The following is a 12,537-nucleotide window of genomic DNA, read 5'->3' on the forward strand; positions in this document are numbered from 1 at the left end:
CCGGTCGGGGTGTGCCCCGGGGCGGGGCCCGGGCCGCAAGGCCCCCCTAGGCGTCGAGCCCGGCGAGGACGAGCGGCAGCCGGGCGACGCCCTCGGCCGTGACCGTCACCGGCACGCCCCAGTCCTGCTGGTGCACGTGGCAGGCCGGGTACTCGTTCGCCGGGTCGTCGTCGCACGAGGCCGCCATCGCGGAGACGTGCAGGACGCCCTCGGTGACCTCCGGGTTCAGGGCCAGCTCGCGGAACAGGTCCGTCCCGGGCCCCTCGCCCGCCACCAGGAGCTCCGGCGGGGTCGAGGAGACCAGCAGCCGCGTCGAGGGACCGTAGCGGGTGTCCAGCTTCTGGCCGGCCGGCGCCTGGAACACCACGTCGAGGCGGAGCGTGCCGGGGGCGACCTCGGTGGCGGCCCGCTGGGTGCGGTGCGCGACGGCGTCGACCCGTACCGCCTCCTCCGGCAGCCGCAGCCGGGTCAGCCGGTGCCGGGCGGACTCCACGACCACGATGTCCTCGCCGACGAGCACGGCGTCGCTGGGCTCCCGCAGGTCGGTGGCCAGCGTGGAGACCTGGTCCGTCGCCGGGTCGAAGCGGCGCAGGGCGTGGTTGTACGTGTCGCACACCGCGACCGAGCCGTCCGGCAGGGCGGTCACCCCGAGCGGGTGCTGGAGCAGGGCCTGGCCGGCGTCACCGTCCCGGTGGCCGAAGTCGAACAGGCCGGTCCCGACCGCCGTCCGCACGGCGTAGCCCCCGCCGTCGGGCTCCACGTACCGCAGGGCGCTGTTCTCCGAGTCGGCGATCCACAGCCGGTCCTCCCCGGCGGCCGCGAGCCCGGAGGGCTGGGCGAGCCAGGCCTCGAGGGCGGGCCCGTCGTGCAGGCCCTCGCTGGTCGTCCCCGCGGCGACGGCGACGGTCCCGGTCCGCGGGTCCCAGGTCCACAGCTGGTGCACGCCCGCCATGGCGATCCACACCTTGTCCCGCCACCAGGCGACGTCCCACGGCGAGGACAGGTCCACCTCCAGGGCCGGCCCGGAGGTCGGGGACCCCTGCCACCACTGCCGGCCGGTCCCGGCGACGGTCTCCACGGCGCCCGTCGCGGGGTCGAAGCGGCGCAGCGCGTGGTTGACGGTGTCGGCGACGATCACGGACCCGTCGGGCAGCAGCGCGAGCCCCTGCGGCTCGCTGAAGCTGTCGGCGGTGAACCCGCGCTCCCCGCTGCCGATGCGGCGCACGACGCTCTCGCCGTCGGCGGCCAGCTCCACGAGCTGGTGGCGCGTCGAGTCGGACACGAGCAGGTTCCCGCTCGGCAGCAGGACCGCCTTCCCGGGGAACCGCAGGTCGGTGGCCACCGGTTCGGGAGCCACGTACGGCCCGTCCCCGCGCCGCAGGGTCCCCTTGGCCTCGTGCTCGGCTTCGAGCTCCTCGACGAGCCGCGCGATGGCGTGCGCATGCCCCTCGCCGGCGTGCTGCGCGACGATGTACCCCTCGGGGTCGATCACGACGAGCGTCGGCCAGGCCCGTACGGCGTACTGCTTCCAGGTGGCCAGCTCGGGATCGTCGAGCACGGGGTGGTGCACCTCGTACCGCTCGACGGCATCGACGACGGCCGCGTGCTCGGCCTCGTGGACGAACTTCGGCGAGTGGACACCGATGATCACGACGGTGTCGCGGTGCTTCTCCTCCAGCTCGCGCAGCTCGTCGAGGACGTGCAGGCAGTTGATGCAGCAAAAGGTCCAGAAATCGAGGATCGCGATCCGTCCCCGCAGGTCGGCGAGGGTCAGATCCTTCCCACCCGTGTTCAGCCAGCCACCCTTGCCGATCAGCTCGGGGGCACGGACACGGGCACGGCGGGGCGCGGGGGTGGGCGCCGGGGCGGCATCGTTCATGTTTCAAGCTTGCCATCCGCCCGTGAACGCCGGGTCACGCCCGTGCGAAGCGCCCTCCGCCACCCGCCCGGCATATGCCACCCGTGGGGGTGACGACGGCCGGGCGGCCACCGTGGGACTCTGGCTGCAGGCAGCGAAGGAGGCGTCCGCCATGACCACCGCGCACGACTACAGCGAGGGCATCGACCCCGAGCACGCGCTGAAGTGCTCCATCCAGCGCTGGGTCGGGGACCGCACGCAGATCGTCGAGGGGGTCATCGACAACGTGACGCCGAGTTGGGACCACGAGCGGGCTGCGAAGCTCGTACGGCGGCAGATCGAGGCACGGGTGGACGAACTCGGCTGCGTCGAGGGCTCGGGAAACCTCGATCTGCCCGGGTCGCCGAACTGGTATGTGCCCGATATCGCGGTGGTCCCGGATGAGCTGGCGGACGGCGGCTCCTCCCTGCTCCCCGATCAGACGCTGCTGATCGTCGAGGTGACCTCGGAGCCGAACGCCGAGACCGACCGGGTCGTCAAGCGGCAGCGGTACGCCGAGTACGGTGCGCCGCTGTACCTGCTGGTCGACCGGCCCGACAAGACCGTCACCCTGTTCTCCGGGCCGGCGCGGCTCGGGTACACCGGGGTCGACGGGCCGCATCCGTTCGGCGAGACGGTCCGGCTGCCGGAGCCGTTCGGAATCGATCTCGACACCAGCGGGCTCTAGTCGAAGAGCGCGCTCAGGCGGGGGAGGCGGGTGGCGGTTTCCGCCGTGTCGTCGAAGTCGAAGTTCCAGGACGGGTCCAGCGGCGGGTAGCTGATCGTGAAGGAGTCCGAGGGGAGTTCCCGGCCCGTCCGCGCTTCGTACGCCGTCCAGGCGATCGAGAGCGCCTCCTCGTCCCACAGTTCCAGGCCCTCCGCCGCCGCCTCGCGGACCGCGGGGTGGTCCGCGAGGGAGTCGGGGTCGGCCAGGGCTCGGGCGAAGGCCTCCTCGCCCTGGGTCAGGAGCCAGCCGCGGAAGTAGTCGAAGCCGTCGTCCGAGCAGCCGCCGTTGATCACGTAGGCCGCGGCCCACAGGGGGCTGCGGTAGGACTCCGCCAGCAGGTCCCACAGCACCTGCTGGGCCGCGGCTATCTCGGCCTCGGGGCAGCGTGCCAGCAACTGCGAGGCATACGAGGCCACTTGGTCGGGATCGGCCTCAGACCGGGCCGTCTCGATCAGCTTCCAGAACGTGTGCTTGTCCATGGGGGAAGCCTGGCATCCCCCTCTGACATCAGAGCGTGAGGAAGGAGTGGAGGGATGCGGTGAGAGCGGTGACGAAGGACTCCCGCTGCGCCTCGGACACGAGGTCCAGGGAGAGGTACGGGTTGAGGTCCTCCAGCTCGACCAGGAGGAGTTCGCCGGAGGGGGCGCGGCAGGCGTCCACCCGCTGGATGCCGTGCGACAGGGTGTTCCAGTCGATGAAGCCGCGGGCGAAGTCGAGGTCCGCGGAGGTGGCCTCGTAGGGCACCAGCTCCCAGCGGCGGGCCGGGTCGGGGGCGTGCAGGGCGTACTGGAAGTCGTCGTCGACGAAGTAGAAGGACACCTCGTACGTGAAGTCGATGCGCGGCTGGATGAGGTTCTCCCCCGCCGGGCCGGCCGGGTGCGGGGTGAAGGTGAGGCCTATGGAGTCGGCGCCCTGCTTGGGCTTGACGGCGTACGAGGGCACCGACGGGAGCTTGGCGAGGTCGGCGGGGTCGTCGATCGTGGGGATCACCGGGTGGCCGGCGGCCGTGAGGTCGAGGAGGTACTGCTTGCCGGCCATGTCGCCGCGGCCGGTGAGCGGGTTGTAGACCCGGGTGCCGGCGGCGAGGGCGGAGGCGCGGAAGGCGTCGTACGCCTCCTGGTAGTGCAGGACCGGTCCGCTGTTGCGGACGATCACCGCGTCGAAGTCCGCCATCATGGCCGCCGCGTCCAGCGGGTGGCACAGGGCGAGCGGGAAGTGCTCGCGCAGGCGGGAGGTGAGGAAGATGTCCTCGTCGCAGTAGCGGCGGCCGCGCGCCGGGTACGCCAGGTCGGTCACGTAGAGCAGGGGCATGGCGGCAACCTATCGCGGGCATCGATGCGGGCATGAAATACCTGGTTCGGGACAAACTGCTGGCCGTCGGGGACGACTGCTGGATCGAGGACGAGGACGGGAGGCACGCGTTCCTCGTCGACGGCAAGGCGCTGCGCTTCCGGGACACGCTGGAGCTGAAGGATCCGGACGGGCGGATCCTGATCACGCTGCGGGAGAAGCTGTTCGCCCTGCGGGACGCGATGACGCTGGAGCGCGACATGCGACGGCTCGCGGTGGTCCGCCGCAAGCGGCTGTCCCTGCTGCGCGGCCATCACCTCGTGACGCTCGTCGAGGGCACGGAGCTGGACGTCAGCGGGCGGCTCCTGGACCGCGAGTTCAAGATCGAGTACGAGGGGGAGCCGCTCGCGCTGGTCTCGCGCCAGTGGTACCGGATCCGGGAGACGTACGCGGTGGACGTGCTCCGGGAGGACGCGGACGCCGCGCTGCTGATCGCCGTCGCCGTGTGCGTGATCCGGATGGCGGAGAAGGAGCGCGAGGGCTCCGCGGCGTAGTGGCTCAGCGGCCCAGGCGGCGGTCCTTGAGGGCCGGGAACTGCTCGCGGGTCTCGGCGACCTTCGCCGGGTCCAGGTCGACGGTGAGGACGTCCTCGCCGGGGCCCGCCTCGGCCAGCACCTCGCCCCACGGATCCACCACCAGGCTGTGCCCGGCCTGCTCGACGCCCGCGTGCGTTCCGGCCAGCCCGCAGGCGAGGACGTACGACTGGTCCTCGACGGCCCGGGCCCGGTTCAGCAGGGTCCAGTGGGCCCGGCGGCGGGCCGGCCAGCCCGCGGCGACGACCATCGTCGTGGCCCCGGCGTCGACCAGGCCGCGGAACAGCTCCGGGAAGCGCAGGTCGTAGCAGGTGGCGATGCCGAGGGTCTGCTCCGGCAGGGTCACGGTCGTCAGGGAGTCGCCGGCCGCCATCAGCACGGCCTCGCCCTGGTCGAAGCCGAAGCGGTGGATCTTGCGGTACGTGGCGGCCAGCTCGCCCGTCGGGGAGAGGACGAGGGCGGTGTTGTAGAGCGACCCGTCGCCGGCGCGCTCCACGACCGAGCCGGCGTGCAGCCAGACCCCCGCGTCGCTCGCCGCCTTGGACATCGCCTCGTACGTCGGGCCGTCCAGGGGTTCGGCCTCGGTCTCGAACTGTTCGTAGGCGAAGGCGCCCACCGTCCACAGTTCGGGCAGGACGACGAGGTCCGACCCGGCCTGCTCCCGTACGAGATCGGCCACCCGGGCACGGCGTGAAGCGACCGACTCCCCGTCGGTCACGGCGATTTGGATCAGAGAAGCGCGCACAGTACCACCGTCCTGGCTTTCAAGCCGTCAACTCGGGCCTACGATCGTCACACGAAAGCACTGCCGGGGCGCTCACCGGCAGCGTAGTTTTGGAAGCAGTCCACACGCTTCCAGAAAACGCGCCACTGAACAGCACGCGAGGGGTCCCGTTGACCGTCCAGCCGCATCCCAGCCTCCAGCCCTATGCCGACGCGTGGACGCACTCCATCGAGGCGATATCCGAGCTGGTCCTCCCCTTGGCGGAGGGCGAGTGGAACCGGGCGACGCCGTGCCCGGGCTGGTCCGTCCGTGACGTGGTGTCACACATCATCGGCATCGAATGCGAGCAGCTGGGGGATCCGCGGCCGATCCACACCGTCGCGCGGGACCTGCGGCACGTGGTGGACGAATTCAGCCGGTACATGGAGGTACAGGTCGACGTCCGGCGGCACCACACCGCGCCGGAGATGACCTCGGAACTCGAGTACACGGTCATCCGGCGGTCGCGTCAGCTGCGCAACGAGAAGCGGGATCCGGCCACGATGGTGCGCGGGCCGCTGGGCGACCAGGTGACGCTGGAGCACGCGCTGCGGCTGCGCGCGTTCGACGTGTGGATCCACGAGCAGGACCTGCGGGCGACGCTGGGCGTGCCGGGGAACTGGGACTCGCCGGGGGCGTACGTGGCGCGGGACCTGCTGCTCGCCGGGCTGCCGAAGGTGGTCGCGAAGCTGGCCGGGGCGCCGGCGAACTCGGCGGTGGTCATCGACGTGCACGGGCCGGTGGAGTTCATGCGGACGGTGCGCGTGGACGCCGAGGGGCGGGCCACGGTCGACAAGGCGCCCTCGCTGGGGCCGGCCGTGACGCTGACGACGGACTGGGAGACGTACGTCCGGCTCGCGGCGGGGCGGGTCCGTCCGGGCGCGGTGGCGGACCGGGTGAAGATCGAGGGCGATGCGGAGCTGGCGGACGCCATCCTGGCGAACTTCTCCGTGACCCCGTAGGGACTGGCCCGGCCCCTGCGGGCTATGCGGGCGCCGGCCTCGGGGATTCGGACGGGGATCCGGACGCGGCGGGGGCGGCGGCCAGGCGGGTGCGTTCGCGGGTCAGGGCCTGGGGGCGCAGGCGCAGGATCTGGGTCAGGCCGAGGAGTTCCACCACGAAGACCGAAGAGAAGGCGATCCGGTAGTCGTCGCCGGTGGCGTCCAGGAGGAGCCCCACCGCCAGCAGGGTCGTCATCGACGCGAGGAAGCCGCCCATGTTGGTGATGCCCGAGGCGGTGCCCTGGCGTTCCGCGGGGTTCGCGGGGCGGGCGAAGTCGAAGCCGATCATCGAGGCGGGTCCGCACGTGCCCAGGACGGTGCACAGGGTGACGAGGAGCCACATCGGGGCGTGCGCGCCCGGGTACGCGAGGACCGAGGCCCACAGCAGCGCCGTGACGGCGACCGTGCCCAGGGCCAGCGGGATGCGGGCCGACTGGCGGCGGCCGATGAGCTGGCCGTAGACGAGGCCGAAGCCCATGTTCGAGGCCACCACCAGGGTCAGCAGGCCCGCGGCGGTGGTCCGTGCCAGCCCCTGGTCCTCGACCAGGAACGGCATGCCCCACAGCAGCAGGAACACCATCGCCGGGAACTGGGTCGTGAAGTGCACCCACAGGCCCAGGCGGGTGCCGGGTTCGCGCCAGGAGTCGCGGATCTGGCGGCGTACGAAGCCCCCGCCGCCCGGCGGCGCCGGCGGCGGCTCGTGCCCCTCCGGGTGGTCCCGCAGGAAGAGCGTGAGGGGGACCAGGACGACGAGGCCCGCGACCGCGCTGCCCGCGAAGGCCGGCACCCAGCCGATCTCGTGCAGGACGGGGGCCAGCACCAGCGTGGAGACGAGGTTGCCGGCCATGCCGACCAGGCCGGCCAGCTGCGCCATCAGGGGGCCGCGCCGGGCCGGGAACCAGCGGGTGCCCAGCCGCAGTACGGATATGAAGGTCATCGCGTCGCCGCAGCCCAGCAGGGCGCGGGCCGCGAGGGCCATCCCGTACGTGGGCGAGAGCGCGAAGCCGATCTGGCCGGCCGTGAACAGGACCGCGCCGAGCGTCAGGACCCGCTTGGTGCCGAGCCGGTCCACCATCAGGCCGACGGGCACCTGCATGCCCGCGTAGACCAGGAGTTGGAGGAGGGAGAAGGCCGAGAGGGCGGAGGCGTTCACGTGGAAGCGGTCCGCCGCCTCAAGCCCGGCCACGCCCAGGCTCGTACGGAAGATCACCGCGACGAAGTAGACGGCGACGCCGATGGACCAGACGGCCACCGCCTTCCGGCCGCCCGGGGGGTCCCGGAACGGCGTCGGCGCGCTCACCGGCCCGGTCACCGGCCGGCCCTGCGCACCAGCGCCTCGACGCGGCCCACATGGGCCCGTACGGCGGCGGCCGCGGTCTCCGCGTCCCCGGCGCGCAGCGCGTCCAGGATCTCGGTGTGCTCGGCCAGCGTCCGCTCGACCCGCTCGGGATGCGCGTGCAGCAGGGCCACGCCCATCCGCAGCTGGCGGTCGCGGAGCTGGTCGTAGAGCCGGCTCAGGATCTGGTTGCCGGCGCTGCGCACGATCTCGGCGTGGAAGCCCCGGTCGGCGGCCATCAGCGCGGGCAGGTCCCCCGAGGCGGCGTGCCGGCGCTGCTCCTCGACCAGGGCGGCGAGCCGCTCCAGCAGACCGGGCGGCGCCGGCACGGCCCTGCGCACGGTGAACTCCTCCACCAGCAGGCGGGTTTCGATGACGTCGGCGATCTCCTGCGCGGAGACCGGCAGCACCAGCGCGCCCTTCTTCGGGTACAGCTTCAGCAGCCCCTCGGTCTCCAGCCGCAGCAGCGCCTCACGGACCGGCGTACGGGACACCCCGACGGCGTCGGCGAGTTCGCCTTCGGTGAGGAGGGTGCCGCCTTCGTAGCGGCGGTCCACCAGGACGGCCTGCTTGACGTGCCGGTACACGCGTTCGGCGGCGGTCGGGGCGGAGCCCGTGGCGGTCGGGGCGGGGGGCGCGGCTGGCGGCATGCGCACAGGATAGATACATGAGCGGTGCACCGGTCCCCCCGTCCGCGATGTGGACGGGACGAGCGGGCCGCTGCACCGAAGGATGTACCCGGGCTTCGTCCACCCGCAGGACGTCCGGGCCACCGCGCGCCGGGACGCTGGACCCATGGCCCACACCACCCTCGCCGCCCCCGGAACGACCACGACCCGGCTCCCGCTCCTCGACGTCCTGCGCGGTGCCGCCATCCTCGGCACGCTCATGACGAACGTGTGGATCTTCGCCTCGCCCGGGTCCGAACGGGCCGTGCTCCAGGGCGGCCTGGGCGCACCCGATCCGCTCTCCGACCCGTCCGCCGCACACATCGCCGAGGCCCTGTTCCGGTTCCTCGCCGACGGGAAGTTCCTGTCCCTGCTGACCGTCCTGTTCGGGGTGGGCCTGGCCATCCAGTACGACTCCGCCGCCCGCCGCGGCGCACCGTGGCCGGGCCGCTATCCGCGCCGGGCCGCGTTCCTCCTCCTGGAGGGGACCGTCCACTTCGTCCTCGTCTTCGCCTGGGACGTCCTGATGGGGTACGCCGTCACCGCCCTGCTCGTGGCCTGGCTGCTGGCCCGCTCCGAACGGGTGCGCAGGGCCACCATGTGGACCGCGGGCGCACTCCACCTGGCCCTGATCGGCCTCGTGACGCTCGGGGACCTGGCCAAGCCGGACTCCGGGCCCAGGGCGCCGGATCCCGCCGCGGTCGAGCTGTACGCCCACGGCGGCTACCTCGACCAGATCGGCTTCCGCCTCGACCACGCCCTCGCGCTGCGCATCGAGCCCGTCTTCTCCTTCGGACTGCTCGTCTTCCTCTTCCTCCTCGGCGTCCGGCTGCACCGCGCCGGCGCCTTCACCCCGACCCCCGGCGGGCGCCGCATCCGGGTCGCGATGGCCGCCTGGGGCCTCGGCCTCGGGCTGCCGCTCGGCGCCGCCGCCGCGCTCGGCGGCCACGACTTCTTCGCCCTGGGCCGCTACGGCATCGCCCCGCTGATCGCCGTCGGGTACATCGGCCTGATCGGCTGCGCCCTGGACCGGTTCCGGGTGCCCGGGGCCGGCGCCCTCGGCTCGGTCGGACGCACCGCCCTGTCCTGCTACGTCGGCCAGAACCTGCTCTGCATGCTGCTGTGCTACGGCATCGGCCTGGGCCTCGCCGACCGGCTGGGCGGCAGCGGCCCCTGGTGGGTGATGGGCCTGTGGGCGGCGGTGAGCCTCGCCCTGCTGACCGCGTCCCGGCTGTGGCTGCGCCGCTTCGAGCGGGGCCCGCTGGAAGCCGTACAGCACCGGGTGCTCAGCGCGCGGGCGCCGCGCCCCCGGCCGCAGCCGTGACCTCCACCTCCAGGACGAACTCGTCGTACGGAGCCTCCTGCGGGTAGGGCGGGCGGATCTGCGCGAAGCGGATCCGGGCCCGCCCGCCCGGGCAGCGGCCGTGGACGACGTACGTCCGCTCCAGCGGCGCCCCCGGCAGGACCTGCACGGGCGGCGGCGGGGCCTCGTCCACCGAGACCGCGTCCGCGTCCCCGCTGACCTGCCAGGTCCACACGTACCCGCGCGCTCCGCGCCCGGTCAGCCGCAGCTCGTACGACTCACCGGCGCCGAGGGCGACCCTGCGTACCTCCACCCCGCCGACCTCCCGCTCAGACGGGGCCGATCACCGGCCCCTCGTGCCAGCCCGCCGGGTCCCGCCAGTAGTGCTGGAGCCGGCGGTCCGTGCGCAGGACGATGACCTCCAGGTTGAACCCGAAACTGCCCTGGAGCATCCCGGTGACGGCGAGCGCGTCGTGGCCGAAGACGGCGCTGCGCGTCCAGGCGGAGCCGGAGGCGTTGCCCCGCCACCAGTGCTCGACGCGGCCGCCGTCGCCGACCGCGCAGAGCTCGTAGTTCCCGGCGGTGTCCTCGTCCAGCGCCCCGTACTGCGCCTCGATCAGGCACGGCGCGGAGGTGATCGCGCTGCCGAAGACCTCCCCGGGACGCCAGACGAACCCGTTCGGGTCGTCGCGCCACCACAGCTGCATCCGGCCGTCCGTACGGGTGGCGACGACGTCGAGGTGGCGGCTGCGGGTCTGCACGAGGGCGGGCCCGAAGTGGGCGATGCCCGAGGCGAAGCGGCCGCCGTCGTTCCAGGTCCAGGGGGCGCCGTTGATCCGCCACCAGTGGTTCAGGCGCCCGTCGGCGGTGCGGACGACCACCTCGAAGTTGCCCGGTTTGCCGTAGTCGCTCTGGATGAACGCCGGGGTCGAGCCGATCGCCGCGTCGCCCGGCCCGAAGGCGCCGCCGTCGCGCCAGACGCCGGCGGACTGCTCGTAGTACCAGTGGCGCAGCCGGCCCCCAGTGGTCACGTGCAGGGACTCCATGTTCCGGTTGTACGTGGTCCCAGTGAAGGCGGGCTGCCCCGAGGCGTCGTTCGCGTAGGCCCGGGCACGGGCCCAGGGGAAGGGGGCGTCGCCCTCGCGCCACCAGTGCTGGAGGCGGCCGCCGCCGGCGGTGGCGAGCATCTCGAAGTTGCGGTGGGCCCGGCCGTTGCCGCTCTCGTAGACGTTGCCCGCGTGCAGACGGCGCTTGCTCCACGGGTCGATGTTGGTGCCGCGCAGCCCGCACTTGGCCCAGTGGTCGATCCTGACCTCGCCGTAGGCGATCCGCCCGTAGCCGCCGACGTGGTAGCCCGTCCCCCACGAGTTCTTGAACAGCCAGCAGCCCGCGGCGTCGTCGTAGCCCACGACCAGTACGCAGTGGCCGCCCGCAAGGCGGTCGCTGGTGCGGTGGTAGACACCGGAACCCAGCCCGAAGAAATCGTCGTACACGTCGAAGCAGGCGGTCAGCGGGCCGACGGTGTCGAGCCAGACCTTCTGCTGCTCCACGTCGCCGAGGCGGACGTAGTCGGTGATCCGGACGGTCCGGCCGGACCGGTCCCAGCTGGGCGTGTACTCGGCGCGCCAGGCGTCGCGGCGGTCGGCGGGCACGCCGGCCGGGGGCGGCGAGTAGGGCCAGCAGTCCGGATCGGCCAGCCCGCCGTTGGCCTTGACCCAGTCGAGGGCGGTCTCGGGGTTGGAGCCCTGGCCGCAGGTGAACTTCAGACCGTCGTGGACGTCCCCCTCGGAGCGCTCCGCCCAGACGTCGTGCTCGATGCGGGCCATCGACTCGACGAGGCCGGCAGCGCCGAAGGCCCAGCAGGAACCGCACGGGTTCTGGTCCTTGACCTTGGTGATCCACGGCCAGCCCCAGCGGCCGCGCCAGTCGACGGCGGCGGGACGGGCGGCGCCGGCCGCCCCTTGCACGCCGGGCAGCAGCCCGTGGGCGGCCCGGCGGCGGGTGAGGTGCGGATTGCCGCTCTCGTGCCCGATCAGCCCCCGCAGATCGACGGAGCCCGCCTCCTCGGCGGGCGTGAGGTTCGCCCCGGGTTCCAGGCCGAGCGGGGGCCGGGGCACCGGCTCCTCGTCGGCGAGGTGCTCGATGACGGACCAGCGCGCTCCGTGCGCTACGAGCCGTGCGCGCAGCTCCCCCGCCGTCCGGACGGGTTCGGATTCCGACGCTGACTCTGACCCTGGCTCTGACTCTGACTGCTCCGGCATGGCGGCCCCCCAGCTGCAACCGTTCTGGTGCGAGAGCCGGGAGCGTCCATCGGGCGGCGGGGCGCGTCAAGGGTGTCCGCGAGGTCGCGCGGTCGCACGCAGGGGTCGTACGGAGGGCTCGTACGGGGACGCCCGTCCGCCCCCGGCACCGGAGCGGCGCCGGGGGCGGCGGGGAGTCGGCGCCGGGGCGCTAGACGGCCGGGTCCGCGGGAGCGGCGGCGGACGTGCCGGGCAGTCCGAGGCCGGTGAAGAGGGCGACCACGGTGGTCCCGAGGTCGGCCACGACGTTCGTGGCCAGGGCCTTGGCGTCGGTCGTGCAAGCGCAGGGGCCGGCCGCCTTGGCGACTTCGTCGACGGAGGCCTTGAGGTGGTCGACGGCGGCGGTCACGGCGTCCAGGCGGGCCCGGTTCACCGCCCGGGGCGCCACGGCCGGAACGGCGGCCGGAAGCGTGACGGGCTTCGCCTCGGCCGGCGGCACGACCGGCTGCGCCGCTTCAACCGGCTTCACGGCCTCGACCGGCGGCTTCACGGCCTCCGCCGGCGGCTTCGCAGCCTCAACCGGCGGCTTCACCGCTTCCGCCGGAGGCTTGGCAACGTGCACGGGAGGCTTCACGGCCTCCACCGGCGGCTTCACGGCGTCAGCCGGGGGCTTCACGGCCTCCGCCGGAGGCTTCACGGCATCGACCGGCGGCTTCGCA

The 12,537-nt window shown here is 73.2% G+C and carries 12 protein-coding genes and 1 pseudogene; 4 read left to right on the forward strand and 9 right to left on the reverse strand.

All coding sequences use genetic code 11. The annotated features are described in order from the left end of the window. Positions 1-46: 46 nt before the first annotated feature. Positions 47-1,879, reverse strand: coding sequence for an NHL domain-containing thioredoxin family protein (locus tag ACFXA3_RS10005; RefSeq protein WP_385184467.1), 1,833 nt, complete (start codon positions 1,877-1,879; stop codon positions 47-49). Positions 1,880-2,030: 151 nt separating this feature from the next. Between ACFXA3_RS10005 and ACFXA3_RS10010 the strand changes: the two genes are divergently transcribed. After that, positions 2,031-2,585, forward strand: coding sequence for a Uma2 family endonuclease (locus tag ACFXA3_RS10010; protein WP_385184470.1), 555 nt, complete (start codon positions 2,031-2,033; stop codon positions 2,583-2,585). Here ACFXA3_RS10010 and ACFXA3_RS10015 read toward each other — a convergent pair. Next, positions 2,582-3,103 (reverse strand): DUF4240 domain-containing protein, encoded by a 522-nt coding sequence (locus ACFXA3_RS10015; protein ID WP_385184473.1) that lies wholly within the window; start codon positions 3,101-3,103, stop codon positions 2,582-2,584. The two genes, ACFXA3_RS10010 and ACFXA3_RS10015, sit on opposite strands and share 4 nt — an antisense overlap. 28 nt (positions 3,104-3,131) lie before the next feature. Next, on the reverse strand, positions 3,132-3,935 hold the full coding sequence (locus tag ACFXA3_RS10020) for a hypothetical protein (protein ID WP_385184474.1): 804 nt from the start codon (positions 3,933-3,935) through the stop codon (positions 3,132-3,134). 32 nt (positions 3,936-3,967) lie between these two features. Here ACFXA3_RS10020 and ACFXA3_RS10025 point away from each other — a divergent pair, with 32 nt between their 5' ends. After that, positions 3,968-4,468, forward strand: coding sequence for an LURP-one-related/scramblase family protein (locus ACFXA3_RS10025; protein WP_385184476.1), 501 nt, complete (start codon positions 3,968-3,970; stop codon positions 4,466-4,468). A 4-nt stretch (positions 4,469-4,472) separates the two neighbouring features. On the opposite strand, the gene ACFXA3_RS10030 is transcribed toward ACFXA3_RS10025, so the two are convergent. Then, the gene (locus ACFXA3_RS10030) at positions 4,473-5,252 is read right to left on the reverse strand and encodes a carbon-nitrogen family hydrolase (protein WP_385184478.1); all 780 of its coding nucleotides are present in this window, start codon (positions 5,250-5,252) and stop codon (positions 4,473-4,475) included. Positions 5,253-5,401: 149 nt separating this feature from the next. On the opposite strand from ACFXA3_RS10030, the gene ACFXA3_RS10035 reads away from it, so the two are divergent. After that, positions 5,402-6,232 (forward strand): maleylpyruvate isomerase family mycothiol-dependent enzyme, encoded by an 831-nt coding sequence (locus ACFXA3_RS10035; RefSeq protein ID WP_385184481.1) that lies wholly within the window; start codon positions 5,402-5,404, stop codon positions 6,230-6,232. Positions 6,233-6,254: 22 nt separating this feature from the next. Here the strand turns inward: ACFXA3_RS10035 and ACFXA3_RS10040 are convergent, their stop codons facing one another. Both ACFXA3_RS10040 and ACFXA3_RS10045 read right to left on the reverse strand, forming a co-directional pair. After that, entirely contained in the window at positions 6,255-7,571 is a 1,317-nt protein-coding gene (locus ACFXA3_RS10040) for a nitrate/nitrite transporter (RefSeq protein ID WP_385184483.1), read from the reverse strand. 8 nt (positions 7,572-7,579) lie between these two features. Next, the gene (locus tag ACFXA3_RS10045; RefSeq protein WP_385184486.1) at positions 7,580-8,257 is read right to left on the reverse strand and encodes a GntR family transcriptional regulator; all 678 of its coding nucleotides are present in this window, start codon (positions 8,255-8,257) and stop codon (positions 7,580-7,582) included. Between the two features lie 145 nt (positions 8,258-8,402). Here ACFXA3_RS10045 and ACFXA3_RS10050 point away from each other — a divergent pair, with 145 nt between their 5' ends. Further along, a complete protein-coding gene (locus ACFXA3_RS10050; RefSeq protein WP_385184489.1) occupies positions 8,403-9,599 on the forward strand; it encodes a DUF418 domain-containing protein in 1,197 nt (398 codons plus the stop codon). Here the strand turns inward: ACFXA3_RS10050 and ACFXA3_RS10055 are convergent. The 3 genes and pseudogenes from ACFXA3_RS10055 to ACFXA3_RS10065 all read right to left on the reverse strand — a co-directional run. Then, on the reverse strand, positions 9,562-9,891 hold the full coding sequence (locus ACFXA3_RS10055) for a protease inhibitor I42 family protein (protein WP_385184490.1): 330 nt from the start codon (positions 9,889-9,891) through the stop codon (positions 9,562-9,564). The genes ACFXA3_RS10050 and ACFXA3_RS10055 overlap by 38 nt on opposite strands. Before the next feature lie 16 nt (positions 9,892-9,907). Continuing rightward, positions 9,908-11,695: a C1 family peptidase gene (locus ACFXA3_RS10060; protein ID WP_385184493.1), complete on the reverse strand. Its 1,788-nt coding sequence runs from the start codon at positions 11,693-11,695 to the stop codon at positions 9,908-9,910. A 334-nt stretch (positions 11,696-12,029) separates the two neighbouring features. Further along, a pseudogene (locus ACFXA3_RS10065) lies at positions 12,030-12,537 on the reverse strand (hypothetical protein); the annotation flags it as partial.

The sequence above is a fragment of the Streptomyces sp. NPDC059456 genome (genome assembly GCF_042750055.1).
GTDB lineage: Bacteria > Actinomycetota > Actinomycetes > Streptomycetales > Streptomycetaceae > Streptomyces.